This window comes from Haloplanus salinarum, from assembly GCF_024498175.1.
GTDB classification, from domain to species: Archaea; Halobacteriota; Halobacteria; order Halobacteriales; family Haloferacaceae; genus Haloplanus; species Haloplanus salinarum.
This window is the reverse complement of the sequence record NZ_CP101823.1, coordinates 2,768,191-2,784,769: the sequence shown is the minus strand read 5'-3', so window position 1 is coordinate 2,784,769 and position 16,579 is coordinate 2,768,191. Positions and strand designations below refer to the sequence as shown.

The 16,579-nt window shown below is 59.0% G+C and carries 16 protein-coding genes, 1 tRNA gene and 1 pseudogene; 7 read left to right on the top strand and 11 right to left on the bottom strand.

Annotated elements, in window-relative coordinates:
• Positions 1 to 2: 2 nt before the first annotated feature.
• Entirely contained in the window at positions 3 to 668 is a 666-nt protein-coding gene (locus tag NO364_RS14595; RefSeq protein ID WP_233255234.1) for a CRISPR-associated protein Cas4, read from the bottom strand.
• Between the two features lie 81 nt (positions 669 to 749).
• Between NO364_RS14595 and NO364_RS14590 the strand changes: the two genes are divergently transcribed.
• Positions 750 to 1,238: a hypothetical protein gene (locus NO364_RS14590; RefSeq protein ID WP_157690184.1), complete on the top strand. Its 489-nt coding sequence runs from the start codon at positions 750 to 752 to the stop codon at positions 1,236 to 1,238.
• A gap of 412 nt (positions 1,239 to 1,650) precedes the next feature.
• Here NO364_RS14590 and NO364_RS14585 read toward each other — a convergent pair whose 3' ends face one another.
• The gene (locus NO364_RS14585) at positions 1,651 to 2,022 is read right to left on the bottom strand and encodes an isochorismatase family protein (protein ID WP_257627899.1); all 372 of its coding nucleotides are present in this window, start codon (positions 2,020 to 2,022) and stop codon (positions 1,651 to 1,653) included.
• Positions 2,023 to 2,325: 303 nt separating this feature from the next.
• On the opposite strand from NO364_RS14585, the gene NO364_RS14580 reads away from it, so the two are divergent.
• Positions 2,326 to 2,481 carry a hypothetical protein gene (locus tag NO364_RS14580; protein WP_199243632.1) on the top strand — a complete coding sequence of 52 codons (156 nt, stop codon included), beginning with the start codon at positions 2,326 to 2,328 and terminating at the stop codon, positions 2,479 to 2,481.
• Positions 2,463 to 2,903, top strand: a complete 441-nt coding sequence (locus NO364_RS14575) for a serine/threonine protein kinase (RefSeq protein WP_257627898.1) — start codon at positions 2,463 to 2,465, stop codon at positions 2,901 to 2,903. The genes NO364_RS14580 and NO364_RS14575 overlap by 19 nt, the downstream gene beginning before the upstream one ends.
• Positions 2,904 to 3,191: 288 nt before the next feature.
• On the opposite strand, the gene NO364_RS14570 is transcribed toward NO364_RS14575, so the two are convergent.
• From NO364_RS14570 to NO364_RS14555, 4 genes and pseudogenes are all read right to left on the bottom strand, one after another.
• The gene (locus tag NO364_RS14570; protein WP_257627897.1) at positions 3,192 to 4,583 is read right to left on the bottom strand and encodes an ATP-binding protein; all 1,392 of its coding nucleotides are present in this window, start codon (positions 4,581 to 4,583) and stop codon (positions 3,192 to 3,194) included.
• A gap of 587 nt (positions 4,584 to 5,170) precedes the next feature.
• Positions 5,171 to 5,323 (bottom strand): annotated as a pseudogene (locus NO364_RS14565) (ADP-ribosylglycohydrolase family protein); the annotation flags it as partial.
• A gap of 43 nt (positions 5,324 to 5,366) precedes the next feature.
• Entirely contained in the window at positions 5,367 to 5,636 is a 270-nt protein-coding gene (locus NO364_RS14560; RefSeq protein WP_157690196.1) for a DUF8110 family protein, read from the bottom strand.
• Positions 5,637 to 5,687: 51 nt separating this feature from the next.
• Positions 5,688 to 6,044 carry a DUF8165 family protein gene (locus NO364_RS14555; RefSeq protein ID WP_257627896.1) on the bottom strand — a complete coding sequence of 119 codons (357 nt, stop codon included), beginning with the start codon at positions 6,042 to 6,044 and terminating at the stop codon, positions 5,688 to 5,690.
• A gap of 111 nt (positions 6,045 to 6,155) precedes the next feature.
• On the opposite strand from NO364_RS14555, the gene NO364_RS14550 reads away from it, so the two are divergent.
• On the top strand, positions 6,156 to 6,989 hold the full coding sequence (locus NO364_RS14550) for a CBS domain-containing protein (RefSeq protein ID WP_257627895.1): 834 nt from the start codon (positions 6,156 to 6,158) through the stop codon (positions 6,987 to 6,989).
• A 284-nt stretch (positions 6,990 to 7,273) separates the two neighbouring features.
• On the opposite strand, the gene NO364_RS14545 is transcribed toward NO364_RS14550, so the two are convergent.
• Positions 7,274 to 7,624, bottom strand: a complete 351-nt coding sequence (locus tag NO364_RS14545; RefSeq protein WP_233255235.1) for a DUF8152 family protein — start codon at positions 7,622 to 7,624, stop codon at positions 7,274 to 7,276.
• 342 nt (positions 7,625 to 7,966) lie between these two features.
• Between NO364_RS14545 and NO364_RS14540 the strand changes: the two genes are divergently transcribed.
• Positions 7,967 to 8,257 (top strand): DUF8011 family protein, encoded by a 291-nt coding sequence (locus NO364_RS14540; RefSeq protein WP_157691216.1) that lies wholly within the window; start codon positions 7,967 to 7,969, stop codon positions 8,255 to 8,257.
• A 674-nt stretch (positions 8,258 to 8,931) separates the two neighbouring features.
• On the opposite strand, the gene NO364_RS14535 is transcribed toward NO364_RS14540, so the two are convergent.
• Positions 8,932 to 9,969 (bottom strand): tyrosine-type recombinase/integrase, encoded by a 1,038-nt coding sequence (locus NO364_RS14535; RefSeq protein WP_257627894.1) that lies wholly within the window; start codon positions 9,967 to 9,969, stop codon positions 8,932 to 8,934.
• Positions 9,970 to 10,477: 508 nt separating this feature from the next.
• On the opposite strand from NO364_RS14535, the gene NO364_RS14530 reads away from it, so the two are divergent.
• Positions 10,478 to 10,828, top strand: coding sequence for a winged helix-turn-helix domain-containing protein (locus NO364_RS14530; RefSeq protein ID WP_257627893.1), 351 nt, complete (start codon positions 10,478 to 10,480; stop codon positions 10,826 to 10,828).
• Positions 10,829 to 10,970: 142 nt separating this feature from the next.
• Here NO364_RS14530 and NO364_RS14525 read toward each other — a convergent pair whose 3' ends face one another.
• The 3 genes from NO364_RS14525 to NO364_RS14515 form a co-directional block, all read right to left on the bottom strand.
• Complete coding sequence (locus tag NO364_RS14525) at positions 10,971 to 11,777, bottom strand: alkaline phosphatase family protein (protein WP_257627892.1); 807 nt, start codon at positions 11,775 to 11,777, stop codon at positions 10,971 to 10,973.
• Between the two features lie 456 nt (positions 11,778 to 12,233).
• Positions 12,234 to 14,285 carry a DUF8148 domain-containing protein gene (locus NO364_RS14520; protein WP_257627891.1) on the bottom strand — a complete coding sequence of 684 codons (2,052 nt, stop codon included), beginning with the start codon at positions 14,283 to 14,285 and terminating at the stop codon, positions 12,234 to 12,236.
• Between the two features lie 552 nt (positions 14,286 to 14,837).
• Positions 14,838 to 14,946, bottom strand: a tRNA-Ile gene (locus NO364_RS14515).
• A 205-nt stretch (positions 14,947 to 15,151) separates the two neighbouring features.
• Here NO364_RS14515 and NO364_RS14510 point away from each other — a divergent pair.
• The gene (locus NO364_RS14510; protein WP_257627890.1) at positions 15,152 to 16,579 is read left to right on the top strand and encodes a sulfatase family protein; all 1,428 of its coding nucleotides are present in this window, start codon (positions 15,152 to 15,154) and stop codon (positions 16,577 to 16,579) included.

The following is a 16,579-nucleotide window of genomic DNA, read 5'->3' as shown; positions in this document are numbered from 1 at the left end:
GCTCAACCGAGGCCGAGCAACGACCGGAGCGACCGCGACCGGACGCCACACTCCTCGCGGTACTCGCAGGCCTCGCATTTGGACTCGTCGTCGATCCGCGGCGGCGGCCCCTCCATCCCTCGCACCGTCCGGACCGTCCGCCGGAACGCCGCCTTGTTCCGCGTCGTCAGCTCGACCCGCCGGACGACGCCGTGGGCGGGATACTCCACCAGCGCCGACGGCACCTCGCGTTCGCGCTCCCACGCCAACGCCTTCGCCATCGCCACCGCCCGCACCCGCTGGGGGCGCCACACCCCCTGCTCCGGCGGTCGCCCCGGCGAGACGAACGTCGGCGTCGGCGGTCCGTCCCCCGACAGGAGCTTGTGTGCCACACCCCGACACTCCCGCCCCTCCAGCACCACCTCGCGGGCCGCGGGGTCGATCAGTTCCGCCCAGTCCGCCCGCTCGGCCACCCGATCCAGCACACGGCGGTACGCCGCCGGCGAGGGCTCGATCGGTTCGGCCGACAACGTCGCGTCGTCCGCCGCCCTGAGTTCCGGATACCTGAAGGCGAGCAACTGCCGCTCGCGGGCCGCCGGGGGCGGTCGATCAGCCTCCTCGTCGTGCTCGGCGTAGTAGTGCTGACGCGGACAGTACGCCGCCCGGGCGAGCGCCGAGAACGCGATCACGGACGTCCGTGGCCGCCCGATCCTACTTGAACCTCGTCCGCGACGACAGCGTTCTTTGCGACGCCCGCCCCACACCCCGCCATGTTCCGTCGCCTCCGCGAGACCGGCCCCGGACTGCTCGTCCCCCTCGCCTGGATCGTCGTCGCCGGCGCGCACGCCGACCTCGTCTCGGCCCACGCGATGTTCGTCGCCCACGTCGTGATGGCCGCCCTGCTGGCGACGTTCGCCATCACCGGGTGGTCCGAAATGTCCACCGGCGTCCTCCGGACGTGGCGGACGATCGTCGTCGTCGGCTTCGCCGCGACGGTCCTCGGCGTCGCCGGGTTCGTCACGGGCCGCGATCCCCTCCTCGCCGTCTCCCTGTACGCCTGGATGGGCCTCCCGGCGCTCGGACTGCTCCACACCGGCCGCGCCATCGACGGTCCGGCGCCGGCGTACCTCGGCGGCGGCACGGTCGCCGCGGTCGGTGCGGTCGTCTACGCCGCCGCCCCGTCGCTCACGCTCGTCGGGGTCGCGCTGGTCGGCCTCGGACAGACCGCCGGTATCGCCGACGCCGTCCTCCGGTACTGAGAGTCGGCGAACCGGATCGGATCCGGGGGCGAGTTGCCAAAAACCGCGCTTCGGTCGACCCTCCCTTTCGGGCGTACCACGCCACCTGATCGACGACAGCCGCGCGACGGTATCGGCGTGGCAGCCGGACTCTCTCCCCCGACAGCCATCCGACGACGTCCGCGGTCTCCCACACCGCCACGCCGATGTCCGCCAACTCGTCGCTCGCGGACAGTCCGGGAAGTGACAGCCACGGACGACCACGGTGTCGATCGACCGGGCGGCGGGGAAGTCGTCGAGGTTCGTCCGGCGGGAAGCACTCCACCGAGGCTTGTACGCGGTCCACTCCGCGGGCCCCACCGCCTATAGTAGCGATTGAAAGTCATTGCACGGCCGATCGCAGTACTGCGTACGATCGGCTGGGCAAACAGTTTCAATCGCTACTATACACTCTCCTCGCAACGGTCGATCGGCGTCCAGGCGCACGTCCGCGGACGGCTTCGACTCCACGGCCAGTTCGGCGCCCTCCGGGCCGGACGACTCCCGCGCCGGATTCGATCCCCGCCCGCCGACACTGGCCGACGTTCGATCCGTCGGCCTCGTACAGGCGCACGACGCGGACGATCGGCGCTCCTGCCCCCTGGAACGCCTCCACGAGACGCCGCATCCGCGACACCGCCTCGGCGGTGCCCTCGCCCTCCGCCGGAGCGCCCGGCCGCGTGAAGTCGTTCTGCGTGTCGATCGTGAACAACGCCACGCCGTCCCGATGGGGGCGAACGTACTTCCCCACGTGAGATTTGCTCACACTCCATACGGTGCAGTTCCGTCGAAACTCGTTACGGAAGTTCGAGGGGAAAGCGCCGTGTTTTAGCGCGGGGATGAATCCGACAGCTTCGTCGTATCCACCCGGAATTAAGCCCTCGGACAGCGTATCCGTGGTCAAGCACAACGGGCAAAAACTGGCGGTTGGATTGGGGTCCGCCCGGACGACGAAGGCTACTACACCGTTCCCGAGAGGGCGCCTCCGAGGCCGTGGTGACACGGCAGGTAAAAAGCGACCCTCGCCCGCTTGTGCTCGCTCACCGTGGCACGAAAGGCAGGCAGGCCGATGGCACGGCCCGTGCCCGGACGCCGGGAAACCGGCGACTGGGGGCATCCCCGCTGTCTCTCCGAGACGGATGGGATGCACGGCGCAAGCGGATACCGCGTCCGACCGGACGCCGAACACGCCACACCCCTCGCGGGGTGGCCCATCTCGACCTGAAACCGGCGAACGTCCTGTTTCGCTCCGTCGCGGACGCGTGGGACGTGCCGAAGGTCGCCGACTGGGGACTCTCGAAACACCTGCTCGAACACTCCAAAAGCGTCGAAGGCATGTCGGTGGCGTACGCCGCTCCCGAACAGTTCGACGACGCGTACGGGTCCACCGACGACATCACCGACGTCTACCAACTCGGCGCCGTCTTCTACGAACTGTTCACGGGACGACCACCGTTCGAGGGCCAACCGTTCGAGGTGATAGATATGGTCAAAAACGACCGGCCCACGCCGCCGAGTGAGATTGCGGACGTTCCCGACGCCTTGGGCAACGTCCTGTCGAACGCGCTCGCGAAGGCGAAAGGCGACCGCTACGACGACATCGTCTACCTCCGGGACGACCTCCAAGCGCTGTTCGACGATCGGTGATGGGTGGAGAGACGAGGACGACCACCCTTTCGTCAGGGTGATCACAGGCCTCGAAGCCGGTCGACGGCGACGGAGCGATCGAGGAAACGGTGGGGTGGGCCCTGCCGGATTCGAACCGCGACCGAGTAAAAAGTGGGATGGAGCCTGCCGGGGCGTATCCAGAAACTCGTCCCCTGCCAGCAAGCGATTTTAACGCTTTCAGTCGCTGTACTGCGTGGTTTGAATTCGTCCTCTGTCGCCTTCACCCAGACAGACCAATGATGACCGACCTCGAACCCTTCGACTCCTCTAGTGCGACGCCCTTGGGTCGACGATCCGCTCGAGGTCGAACAACCGCAGATCGTCGCGGTCGGCCGCTGCATCCCGAACGGATTGTGTGAACCCGTTTCGGGCGAACAGGGCATACTCGTGCTTGACTTCGCTCCCATCGGGCGACCATCGAATCTCCTCAGTATGCTCTTCGAGCGAGGCGAGCGCGCTGTAATCGAGCGGCGCGGACGTGAACTTGCACTCCCCCGTCACCATCGTCCCGTCTGCAGCGAACCCAACCACGTCCACCTCGTACTCGTTGTACCACCAGCGGCCGATATCGGTGAACCTCAGATCGGGATAGAACTCAGGAAGGATGGCTTGACAGCGGTTTTCGAACTCCCGACTCACGAAGTCCGCAAGCTCCGGTTCGATGACCGTCTCGTAGGCGTCGACGCCCAACCGCTCGTACCGGTCTTCGTTGCCGTAGACGAACCGGAACCAAAACCTGAACAACGGATCGAGAATCCGGTACCGTCCGCGGCGTGACTTCGTCTTGTCCTCCGTCACCGGCACCTCACGTTCGACCAGTCGTAGCCGCTCCAGTTTCTGCGTGTACGTCGAAATCTGCTTGCCGTCGATCCCGATCGTTTGCGCGATCTCGTTCGACGTCGCGTTCCCGGCCGCGATCGCTTTCAGAATGGCAAAGTACCGGTTCGGCTCGGTCAATTCGGTGCGAAGCACGTACTCCGGCTCGTCGTGCAGGAATCCCTGCCGTGACAGCAGCGACTGCTGAACGACCGTTCCGAGGTCGTCGTCCAGTTCGACGCCGTCCAAGTAGTACGGGGTCCCGCCAAACACACCCCACGCGAGCAGCAGTTGTTCGGGGGTATAGCTCTCGGGGAAGAACGTGCGCGCGGCGACAAAATCGAGCTGCCGGAGATCGATCTTCTCAGTGAACCTGCCGTACAGCGGACTGTTCCCGAGGAGCGTCGCCTCCTCCATCATACTGATCGAGGATCCGATGAGGACGAGGGTCACGCCAGTGTCACGCAACTCCTGATCCCACAGTCGCTGGATCACCGATGGGAGGCTCTCGTCGGCATCGATCAGGTATGGGAACTCGTCCAGCACGACGACCGCATCTTGGTCAGCGAGATACCCGAGTAGTGATTCCCACTCATCCTCGATCCGGTCGATTCCTGGAAACGACTCTGCCGCCACGTCCACGAACGCATCCAGTTGGATCTGTTGAGTTGTTTCAGTTGCCTGGTACAGGACGGCGTCATCGCGGCCTTCCAGTGACTCACGGACGAGTTCGGTCTTCCCAAGACGGCGACGCCCGAAAATCACGACCATGTCGGCGTCATCCGACGCATAGCAATCTCGAAGCCGGCCGAGTTCGTCCTCCCGATCCACGAAGCGCTCCATATCCTCTGACTGGCGTCCAGTCAAATAAAACACTCGAATAGACTAATCTAGAATAGGCTAACTAGAAATAGGCTATTCGAGAATTGTTCTCTGAATATAATCGGTGACAGCAGAAACGACTCACTATGACCGCTAGCGACCGTGAGAACGACCAGTGTCTCGATTCCGATCGACGCGACCGACCACCACCGTGGGTCGCCTACCCTTCGTCTCGCTCGGTAGTCTAGTACTTGATTGGCGTACTTGGCATCGCCTCGGTCGCTCTCTACAACGGTTTCGAACGATTGACGTGAGATTTGCTTATCAGCAACTCCCCGTCTTCAATCTTCCACGCAAACGGCTCAGCGGGATCTATCCCCCGCTCTTGCAGCATCCCTCCATCCACCTGTAAGGACATCATAAGCTCGTCACCATACTCACGTGCTTGGTCACGGCTCAATACCAAGGTATCCAGATACTCACCACCACCTGGCGTGGGTGTCGCCCACTCAACTGTCCGAGACTCTGTTTCGTTCGTTATCAGATTCATCCTCAACAGGCCGAAACCGGCCACGCACTACTGCAGATTAGCATTCTACTTTCACCCTGGCTGGCTGGTTCCACGTGCCGTGCCCGACCATCTCGTCAAGCCGGCCGTGCTTAGCACTGATCTCCGACGCAGACGTAAACTCGACTGGCCGGCCAAGCGCATCCCCACACGCTAGCCCAAGGAGGGCACCACACGCCCGATCCAAATCCATACGTCACTCAAGAACTACCGCTGAGAAAAATGTAGGGTGGGAGTCACTCGTTAGGTTTCGTTCCGGTACGGAGGTTTTCTCGATACTCGGCCCACGCTTGATACATTTCGATCCGTTCCTTCTCCGTCATCGTGTCGTGCTTGTCCGCGTCGTAGAACGGGAGTTCGTCCTTTTCGGGCATCTTCATGAGTCTCCCAAGCGGGTAGAGTTGCTGGTAGTAATTCTCCAGCACCCAGTCTTCGCCGTGTTCGTCGACAGCTTGCTGGATGTACGGGGCGGCTTCCGGATACTCATCGGCGAGTGTCTCAGTCATTCGAAGTCGTTTGGTGGGGATTTCTGGGTTCTGTGCGTCTGCAGACCGGGTTCAGACGCTCGTGAATTCAGTGAGCGAGTGGTTTGGACTGTCTCGGTTCCACTTGCCGATCTGGATGAGCTCGAACGTATCTACGGGGTCGTCAAGTTCGTTAGCGAGCTGGGTCTGAACCGCAGTGGAGAGACTGTCGACCGGGATTGCGGTGAGTGCGTGCTGGGTGAGGAAGTAACTGGTTGCAAGACTCGTCGGGGCGACGACGATGACATCTGATCCATTGACATCGTCGAGCGCGATCTGGGCATCTCGGTACTGGAGGACTGTCGCATCCAGTTCATCGACGGGGAAGAGGCAGCCAGTAGCACCGTATTCGATACTCGCCCCCGCCGATTCAAAATGCCCTTCAAGCATAATTAAATAGAAATATATGTCCTATAGACATTAATTTTGTGGTGGATCGGCACTTCTCCCCTTCACTTCTTCACCCTCATTTTGACTACCCTCGGCTCCCCACCGAGCGATATGCCCCGCGATCTCTACGACTGCACCGCAGCCGAACTCGCCACTCGCTCTGTCGAGCATCTTCAACATGATACGCCACCAAGTACCGCTGCCGAGTGGCTCGCTGAGAACGGCTACGACGCCGCCCCGGTCTACGCGAACGACGACCCAATCGGATTCATCCACAAAGACGACGTCACAACCGACGACGACGGCGATACCCTCGACGACCACCTCACCCCACTGACCATCGGCTACATGATCAGCGGAGACACCTCGTTCACCGACATCCTGTCCGCACTCATTGAGAACCCAGTCTACTTTCTCGGCGGCCACAACCACGTCACCGGTATCCTCACCCGCGCCGATCTCAACACCGCCCCAGCGCGCATCTACCTCTTCGACCGCATCACCTACCTCGAAGAACACCTCCGCGAACTCATCCTCGACAAGAAACCGGACTGGAAAACCACGCCGGTCACCGCAGACGAACTTGACGACATCGAAGACCGGTACGAAGACGCACAAGCCGCCAACGTCGCGTTAGCCGAACTCCACTACGCACAATTCTCCACGCTCGAAACCATCGTCACCAGCGTCGAAGCCTGCTGGCAAGCGTGCGGCTTCTCGACGAAAGGCGGTGCAGACTCCCGACTTCACGATGTCACTGACCTACGCAACGACGTCGCCCACACCAACCTCCTCGTCGAGAACACTGACAGCAACGGGTTTCTCAGCAGCGGCCGCACCACAGAAAACCTGTATGACACCCTCGAAACCATCAACCAAGTCCTCACGAACCTGCAGAAGGCTGGATACGCCCCAGAAACAGTAGAGACACACCGCACGGTGTAACCCGGTCCGAATCGCGCTCTTCACTACCAACACGACTCAACTAGGACTACTCGTAGGGAGACCCACAGAAGGAGCGACGATGGTAGCCCCTCTCGTCAGCCCCTTGGCAAATCTATAAATGTTCGACTTGGTTTCACATTACTATGATTCCCTGGCGGGTGCGCCAACAGATCGGCCTTGTTGAAACCATCGCTTGGTGATAGGTTTCAGCAGTCCTGCTGAATACAGAGCGCGTATCTTGTAGAGGTACATACGGATCAGCGATGGTTTTTACAAAACTCTGATTACTCCGTGTTGGGTTCCAGAATCGTGGTGGCGAGGTCGCGGGCTGCTTCAACGTGTTCGTTGGCGGTTGAATCGCCAGTCCCTTCGATGTTCGAGAGTAGTTCTGCGACATGTCCAATCCTATTTTGAATCACACTTGAATCGAGATCTGCGATCTCAGGGCCGACCAGATCATCAGTGATGGCCTCCGCTTCGCCGATCCACCGGCTCGCTTCCCGTTCGATGGGGCGCTCTCGGGTCGCTGCAAGGTGCTCATAAAGTTGTCTAACCTCTGATTCGAGTTTCTTTCTGGTGATAGACTGACATAGACGGTGCGTCAGCAAAGATGCTTCGCCAGCACGGGAATCCATATTATGAATGTGTGGTTCTATAGAAAAATTCGCTCGGCATAGACCATATCTGATTGCTGAATTCACTCTCTGTATCTCGCAACTCACTACTAACAGAAACTGAGGAGATCTTGTGGACGCTGCTGAATACAGCGCTCGTATCGGTAAAGACGCCTGCGCGAATCGTTCAGCATGTACGTTCATTTTGTATCATATTATTGGAGCTCTTACCGAGCACAGTGAAACAGTGGTGTCTATTTGGAGCTGGCAAATAGATCGGTGGAAGATGCAGATGAAAGAGAAAGTACAGGCCGGTTTTCAGTTATCCGCACGCTTTACAGGGCCGAACTATTGCTGGTACATATGGAGTCACTTCCACAGATGGTGTTCCGTGAGCCAGATGGACGAAGGAAGGGGCTCATCATGTTGTTCTTATCGTTCATCTGCCTCCTTATTTGGGTGTACACTGCTGTCGTGCTCAACGCTTCTGACTTTTTCGTCTTTTTTGCTATCGGGCTTGGATTCTCCGGAGTCGCCGAGTCGCTGCCACCGGACCGACGACGTTCAGCAGGAACACTTCGAATGCTAGCCGTCGGTACCTTCGTTGTCTTCCTCGGTGTCCTTGCATCGGTCCCTGAATTACTATTAGCGTAGGGGAGGGTACCCGTTTTGATGTATTTCTGATATTTCTCGGTGGCAATCCGAGACGGTCGATAACTACGCAGGCAAGTTCTATCGGTTGGTTCAGGATTCATTTTGAGAAAATAACGCAGTCCCCGTGCTGACTACATCCTCTGTATCGGTCACGCCATTCGTGGCAGATAGTCAGTGTACATCTGATGCGTCGCCGTGGTGACCTACTAGCAGTTCGCAGCTGTGGAGCCCCCACAGCGAGAGAGGGATAACAGGGGAAACGGCGCTCCAAACGCGTGTTGCCCCCCACAACGAGCGAATGATTACGGGGGTATCGCTCTCAGTGATCAACGAAGGCACGACAGCGGCGACCCGCATTCACAGTATGATTGAACTCCAGACTGCCAGAAATTTATGTTCGGCTCGGCAAAAGTGGAAATATGGGTTTCAGGCAGTCACACGGTTGAATCCGTTAGCTCAGAATCGTGTAAACTCTGGATGGGCCCTGCCGGATTCGAACCTCGGTCGTTCCGCTCGCGTCGCCCGCTCCACTCCCTGCTTCGAATCCGCGGGGGTATTCGAACACGCCTCGCCGTCGCTCGGCGGTTCTCATGGGCCCTGCCGGGAGCGACGTACTGCGCTTTCGCTACCCCTCGCTTCTCTACTGCTCCCCTGGTGGGTTGAAACCTGATCCGTCATAGGTCTCTGAGGTAATCGCGCCGTTGCTCTGCCTTTTCACGAGCACTCCGACGGTCGTAGTGTTCGTCGAGGATATCGCTACTCGCGTTCAGCCGGTCAGAGACAACTCGTCGGGGAACGTCCTCGCGACGGTATGCAGTCACCCGACCGCTCCGAACGTCGTGCGGAGATCGAGACGAGGGGCACTTACTCGCGTGAACCAGATCAGTCGCCTCGCAGTTGTCCAGGTCTCTATCGTGCGGACACTCGGCCCCGCGCCAGCAGGGACGGGTGACTCGATACACCGCATCTCGGAACGTGGTCAGAGATGGACGACCGTATTCGGTGGTAAACAACGGAGAACGGCCGTGTTCGTCGCGCATCTCTTCGCGTGGTCCGTCGATGTAGTCCTGAAGAACCCGAGCCACGTTTGGACTGATCGCGTTCCAGCGTTCCCCCTTCTCCTTGTTTTTCAGCGGCGTGTCAGTCTCCGGACGGTGCCGGAACTGAATACCCGGTCGATCGTTACTGAGATCGACATCAGCAAGATCCAGCGAGCGAATCGCACCAACCCGCGCGCCGGTGTGCCACATCAGGAGCAGAATCCCGTGTGTACGGCTTGCGTAGTGGTAGCGATTCAGATACTCCAGAATATCTCCCGCTCGATCGGGGCTAAGAGTGGTATCACTCACGTTCTGGCCGCTACTCACTGTCGGGAGCGGCACGTCCGCGCGAAGACCTTCGCGAACTGCGTCGACCTCCTCAGCGAAGCGGAGGAATGCACGGAGCGTCGAGAGCTGACCTCGAAGGGTCACCTGTGTAATCGGCTCACGACCGTCACCGTTGCCTTCTCGACGCCAGACACGGAACCGGTAGAGATCGCGACCGTCAAGCTCGTTCAGATTCTCTAGCTCTTCCTCCTTGCACCATTGGAGGAAAGAATCAAGACGGTACTTCTGACCGCTCAGAGTTCCATCACTCAACTCGTCGCGACGAGCTTCGAGGTACATCTCGATGCCCTCGGGTGGCGAGAGCGGCTGGAGGTCGTCGGTCATTGCTCCTCCTGAGGGCCCCATTCTGAGCGATCCACATGGGCAGACAGAAAGTGGGCGAAGTAACCGTGGACAAGTCGGTCATAGAACGGGAGTCTATTGGGGGATTGTGGAGTGATTGTTTTCTTGCAGTTCTTGCAGCGACCCCACTCAGACAGTATTCGGGCGCAACGTTGACAGACGGCTGTCCGCCGGAGTGCGTCAATCCCATCTGCATGATCTCCGCAGTAGGAACAATTCCCGTCGGAGTTTTCACTGATCGATACGTCCGATTGTTTGGGGCTGGAAAGCCCCGCGGTGGTTCCGTGCATACTGGTCACGAGAACTACCGTGGCCGTGGTACCAGCACGGCCTTTCTCACAGACCTACGGAATCACCACAGACCGACTAGGTAGCTCTCAGGCACCGAGTTTAATCCGAGGTCACTTAGTGTTTATCACTAATTAATGATCAGCACTTGGAGGTCAATCAACGGGAAACATCTTTTTGTGTAGGCGGTGATCGAAGTCATATGGCCGACAGCGAAGAAGAGGACGACCCCGAGATTCCTGAAAGATTTACTGAGATAGTCATAGATGGGGTTCCTGATTTTTCTGAAGCAGAAGAGATGTGGCTCAGGGAGGATCGAGAAGATTACGAGTGGATCACAGAGACCGATCGAGACATTTTGTTAGTCTTGATGCGGTCGAATCTCACTCTCACGCCGGCGGTGATCGCGGACAATATTGATCGGTCCCGTGCAGGGGTTTCGCGTCGTCTGAATGCATTAAACGCCGGTGGATTAGTTGAAAAAGAAAGTCGAGGAAAATATAAAATATCCAAGCTGGGTGCGGGCTATATTCTACAAGGTCTACCACCCTAAAAACAGACTCAGTGTAGATTCACCCCCGAACTTGCAGGTACACTACCCCGCTATCAACTTGCCAAATATAGTTCATATTTTTGAAACCCTGCAAGATACACAGCGCATACTTAGCGCGAAAGCCTCCAATTTGAATCACCCGCTACAGATAGCCCAAGTGTTCTAATTGCTCTTCAACGCCGAGATCGCTTTCAGGAGCAGGTGCCGTCGGCTCGTAAGTTGCCTCATCGGTCGCTACTGTCTCGACCCATGGTACTTGACGCATACAGGGTATCGGACAGCCGATAACATGTCGATAGAAGCCATACTCACCGAACGCCTCGCCATGGTCCGCAGTGATTGCTACACGGTCGGCATCTATATTTTCTAACAGCAGTTCCACGCTATCGAGAACCAAGCGGAGCGTATCAAGATAAGCATTCCACACTTCTTCCCGCGAGGCGGTTCCGGACTTAAGCGCCTCGAATGGTCGATAGAGATCCTCTCCAGCTAATGGGAACGGATCGTGTGGATACATATAATGAACCATCAATTGCTCCGGGTCGATAGAACGTTTAACGGAAATCGCTCGATCTGTGATATATCGGGGATGCCGCCCAGTCTGTTCACCCTCGCCAACAATCCATTCATCGGATATGTCGGCACGCCATACCTCCTCTAAATAACCGAATTCGTCGGGAGCGACTACGTCGTACTCCGCTGGACCAAAGGGTATTGCGGCCGATCCAGTTTCACCACCCTGTCCGAACACTCGCTCAGAGTAGGCATTTCCGGTCACATAGGCAGTTCGGCTGATTTCATCTCGATATTCAGTAGTGAATGTGTGGCTTAACCACTCAAAAGAGGTACTTCCGACGGAACGCATCGATTCAACTTCCGTAATAAAATCATATTCTTCTGCAACCTCGCGTAATGCATCGACTCGACAGGCATCAAGGATGAGAAGCACGTCCCACTCCCGATCGTAAATATTCGTCCCGTACGTGACGTATTGGTTGAGGGTGAGTAATCCACCGACATAAATATAATAAGCCGGCCGTAGAAGCCGTGCCGGTAGTGATCGGTCTCCATTCCGGAGTGTGGAGACGCTCTCAGAGAGCCATTCAGTGAAACTAATCATGTAATGTTCACTATTGCGTCTAATATCCAAGTATATTACAGCTTCTTTCCGTCGGTGAAGAGTAAATTAGCGACGAGTCCGACCCTTTATTTATTAAGTATCTAATATTTTGTGGACGCCTGACCTAATTTTTGAGCGTTCAGTCTGCCGACTCGGTATACGGATAGTTCAGCACTAACATCACGAAATAAATACGATCAGCGTGCTGAGCTCAATCCTCTGAGTCTTGCACACCTATACCACTACAGCAATTGAGAGACTTGCAAGTCAACAGTTGAAGCAGCACTAAGCTTCTCCCCAGACCTGTGCTAATGGTGGTGGTCGATCAGCATCCTCGGCGATAGAGGGACTATCTGGATCGTTTACATTCTCTTCGAGAATTTCCAGAGACACCGCTTGTGACGTTTGTACAGGCATATCCCAGTATGGGAAAGCACCACAGTAATCAATCGAGATCCAGTAGTCGGTAGCCAATTCGCGGAGTGTAGCCTGTGCCCGACCAGATTCGATGAGTTCGTCGAGATTGGGCTCATGAACCCACGTTTCAGCGTATGCATGAGATAGGTTAAGGACCGTATCCTGAGCCGCCCACTCAGCAGCCTCGCGAATATCATCTTCTAGCCCCTGATCTTCCGGATCAATTGCTCGCTCAATACCGCGTGAGGTGGACCAGAATTGCTTATCTGTCGCCCAATAGAGTGCCAGTTTCCAGACAGCCTCTTTCGAGTCGTCTTCTCCAGATGTTAGCGTTTCTCGGTCTTCGAACGACTCAGTCACGTTTGAAAGCGCCCCATAGGTAGCACTCAGATACTTTCCGAGATATGAGCCAGCAGTTTTCTGAAAAATAACCTCATTATCGCCTTCCATATCGACGAGATCGTGCTTTCCGGCCCGTTTCGCGGCCTCTTCGCGGGAGAGGTCGTTATCACCGTAGCGGTACCAGTCGACCCATCCCTCAGATGAATTGAATCGTACGCCATCGAGATCGTGCTCTCGGCGGTACCAGTTGAGGATTGTCTCCTCGGTACACCCTTGTATGAACGTCGACGCGCCTATCTGTTCAAGTGAGGACTCGACATACGGAACGAGGTGGCAAAGACCGTCGTCATCGGGATCGTCCGGGTCACCAGCTGGGCGGAGGTCGTCTCGAAACACCAGCGGCCGAACGTCGACAATGGAACCCTGCCCGTAATCGGACCATTTCTGCGACAACTCCCCTTTGTCGATCAGCCACGGCATCCCATCAGATTCGCGCCGCGGAGGGTTGAAATAGAGCGTATGCAGATGTGGAAGACCACCGGAGGCGAATTCGAGGACTTTCAGGTAGTCGAGCGTTTCACGCGGCCGACCGGTAACTTCGCCATCCAAGTCCGGACGCCAGCCGGGAACACCAACTTTCCGAGTATCATCTTTCGTCGACGGGTCCGAAGAGAGGTACTGCTGAAGCCGGTGGAAATTCGGATTAATATTCTGTATCGAATCGAGCAGCGAGTCGTGTAGGTTAGGATCAGTTGTGGCCGTCATGAAGGCCGCAGTAGCGCCGGGCTCGGTGCGTGCGTCTAGTGAATCCTGTAACCGTGCAAACGAGCGGCCGTGACGATCCTCGGAGTTGAACCGAGTCTTGTACTCCTTGGTCATCCTGCGCGTCTCAGTGCCTTTCCGAGAGCGAACGTGGACATCGAAAGCCAGCCGATAGTCATCGATGCGCCGGATGTAACGAAGAAGTCCCTCAGCGGAAGCTGCTTTCTGAGCGTCTGAAAGGTGCGAATCTACGGAGGAAAGCATTCTACGAACGAAATTACGATCGGAGATTGTTCCGTCGTCGGGATTCTCTGTTTCACTAATGCCTGATGAAATCAAGTCAAGAAGCCGCAGTGTCGGGTGGACGGTAGTTGTCGAGCCTGAGGATTCGAGACGGACGAAATCGGCCTCCTCAGCGGCTTTCGTAAATCTGTACGTAAACTGGTACTCTGAGTCGCTACCGTCAAGCTGATTCACGGTCGAGGTTTTCTCTGAAATCTTGTCGAGTGCCGTGTCGTGGCGCTCTTGCGCATTATAGTAGTCGAGGTCAGCGAACCCGGCGGTGTTTCGCCACGGATCAGTACCGTAGAGCCGGATTCCGTATAGTCCGACATGGACGAGACGAGAGCGTATAATACCCTCTGGGTGTTCTGCGACCAGTTGAAGGAGACGTGCGCGATCTTGATCGCGGTCAGTGTATGACCCATCGAGTAATTGCCCACGGCCGAGCAGGCCCTCTGACTCCAACTCTTCGAGGAGGTAGTTACTAAGGGGGGATGTGTTACATCCGTCGGAGATGGAGCCAGCGGTACTCATCGGTATAGTAGCAACTCACGAAGGGCGTGCGACCGATCCGATACCGGGCCGGTCGAGTCAGTCACTGGGCGATACCGAGGAGTCTACGGCAACCGCACCGCATCTCGTTCGCCGCCTCTCCGCCGATCGGCGGCGTGCGCGGCTCCGGGCCCCCATGTGAGGGGGCCGCTCCGCCGCTTGCGGTGGACGGTCGAGGTCGAGCGGCTTCGGACCCCCACAAGGAGGGTCGCTCAGCCGCTCGCTCCGCACACACCACCTATACGGGAGGGTGAGGTGGTGGGTGGGCGACATGTGTCGACCTACTACCGGGAGAGAAGCGACTGGACTATGCAGCGAGACCGACCAGCGAACCGAGAACGACTTCGCGACGGAGCGGAATCGTGCGCTATTTTCGAGTTGGAGTTTCGCCCGACGGCGAGGTCCCCCAACAGGCGAACAGTAGACATTCGTCTCAGCGGGGGTTACTCGATGGTGGTTGAAACACCGAAAACAGGACTTAGAAGCCTCGAATTGCCTGTTTTCTAATCGGCCCGGAACTGAGAGTTCTCCGGATGGGCCCTGCCGGATTCGAACCAGCGATCACCCGGTATCCCATGACCGCGACGGTGCCGTCGCGGGCCAGTATGAGCCGGGCGCTTTAACCGGACTAAGCTAAGGGCCCTACTACGCTCGTCCACGCTCCGGCGTCTTGAACGTGCCGGACGCCGTCTTCCGTCCGCCGGATCGCTCCACGTCACCCGCCGATGTTGACAGCCGACGATCAAAACCTTGAGTACGGTCGTCGTTCAAACTCGGGGTAACAGCGGTCGTCGACGGTGTCGGGTCGGCTCCATCGACGGCCATCGCTGTCGCCGACAACCGCTCATATGACAGACACGCCCGTCCCCAACGTTCTTCTCGTCACCGTGGACTCCCTGCGTGCCGACGCCATCGAACCCTACGGCGGCGAGTACGCTACGCCGACACTCGCCGAACTCGCCGACCGGGGTACCGTCTTCGAGAACGCCTTCGCTCACGGCAACTGGACGCCGATGTCCTTCCCGTCGATCCTCGCCTCCCGGCCGGCCTTCGCCGACACCGGCCGGATCGGCGTCGACGGCACCACGACCCTCGCCGAACGGCTCCGATCGGCGGGCGTCGCGACCGGCGGCTTCAACGCCGCCAACGGTTTCCTCACCGAGCACTGGGGGTACGACGACGGCTTCGACGACTTCGACGCGTTCGTCGGCGGCGGCACGGACGGCCGCGCCGGCGAGTTCGTCGCCGCCCACCCCACCTGGGGGGCGTGGCTCCAACTCGTCACCTCGCCGTTCCGCCGGGCCGGGAACCGCCTCCGCGGCGGCAGCGACGAGAAACCCTTCACCGACGCCTCGCGGATGCTGGACGTGGAGCGCGCGGCCACCTCGTTCGTCGAGGACAGCGACGAGCCGTTCTTCCTGTGGGTCCACTACATGGACGCCCACACGCCGTACGTCCCCGCGCCGCGGTACCTCCGGGAGATCACCGACCGCCGCGTCGGCAAGGCACGGATGCTGATCGCCCACGTCCGGACCGGGCTGGGGTGGTCGGTCGGTGAGCGCACCCTCGCCGACCTGCGAGCCCTGTATCAGGCTGCGGTCCGACAGGTCGACGACAGCCTGGATCGCCTGCTCTCGTCGCTCGACGCCGCGGGTCTCGCCGACGACACCGCCGTCGTCGTCGCCGGCGACCACGGCGAGGAGTTCATGGACCACGGCCACCTCGCGCACTATCCCAAGCTCTACGACGAACTCGTCCAGGTCCCGCTGTTGGTCGACGTTCCCGGCCTCCCGGCCGGCCGCGTCCCCGACCACGTCGGCCTCGACGCCGTTCCACCGACGGTCTGTGACCTGCTCGGGGTCGACCCCGCGCCGGAGTGGGTCGGTGAGAGTCTCCTTCCGACGATCCGGGACGACGTCGCACCGCCGGACGACCCCGTGGTAACGGTCACCGTCCGCGGCGAGGACGTCACCCAGCAACCGATCCCCCGGTCGCTCGACGAGGGGGACCTGCTGGTGAGCGCCCGCGACGCCGACTGGGTCTACATCCGGAACGCCGAGACGGGTGCGGAGGAGCTCTACGACCGCCGGTCGGATCCCGTGCAACGAACCGACCTGGCGGACGACGACGACCCGTCGGCCGTCGCCGCTCGCGACCGACTCCGCGAGGCCGTCCTCGACCACGTGACGATGCTGGAGGAGGTCGACCGCGACGACTCCGCGGCCGGCGTCGACGAGGGCATCGAGACACGACTCGAAGCCCTCGGCTATCGCTGA

Bases quoted from the DNA above. Each gene is read 5' to 3' on its own strand.
- NO364_RS14590 (WP_157690184.1), top strand. From the start codon at position 750: ATGTTCCGTCGCCTCCGCGAGACCGGCCCCGGACTGCTCGTCCCCCTC.
- NO364_RS14580 (WP_199243632.1), top strand. From the start codon at position 2,326: ATGGCACGGCCCGTGCCCGGACGCCGGGAAACCGGCGACTGGGGGCAT.
- NO364_RS14570 (WP_257627897.1), bottom strand. From the start codon at position 4,583: ATGGAGCGCTTCGTGGATCGGGAGGACGAACTCGGCCGGCTTCGAGAT.
- NO364_RS14560 (WP_157690196.1), bottom strand. From the start codon at position 5,636: ATGACTGAGACACTCGCCGATGAGTATCCGGAAGCCGCCCCGTACATC.
- NO364_RS14555 (WP_257627896.1), bottom strand. From the start codon at position 6,044: ATGCTTGAAGGGCATTTTGAATCGGCGGGGGCGAGTATCGAATACGGT.
- NO364_RS14550 (WP_257627895.1), top strand. From the start codon at position 6,156: ATGCCCCGCGATCTCTACGACTGCACCGCAGCCGAACTCGCCACTCGC.
- NO364_RS14545 (WP_233255235.1), bottom strand. From the start codon at position 7,624: ATGGATTCCCGTGCTGGCGAAGCATCTTTGCTGACGCACCGTCTATGT.
- NO364_RS14540 (WP_157691216.1), top strand. From the start codon at position 7,967: ATGGAGTCACTTCCACAGATGGTGTTCCGTGAGCCAGATGGACGAAGG.
- NO364_RS14535 (WP_257627894.1), bottom strand. From the start codon at position 9,969: ATGACCGACGACCTCCAGCCGCTCTCGCCACCCGAGGGCATCGAGATG.
- NO364_RS14530 (WP_257627893.1), top strand. From the start codon at position 10,478: ATGGCCGACAGCGAAGAAGAGGACGACCCCGAGATTCCTGAAAGATTT.
- NO364_RS14520 (WP_257627891.1), bottom strand. From the start codon at position 14,285: ATGAGTACCGCTGGCTCCATCTCCGACGGATGTAACACATCCCCCCTT.
- NO364_RS14510 (WP_257627890.1), top strand. From the start codon at position 15,152: ATGACAGACACGCCCGTCCCCAACGTTCTTCTCGTCACCGTGGACTCC.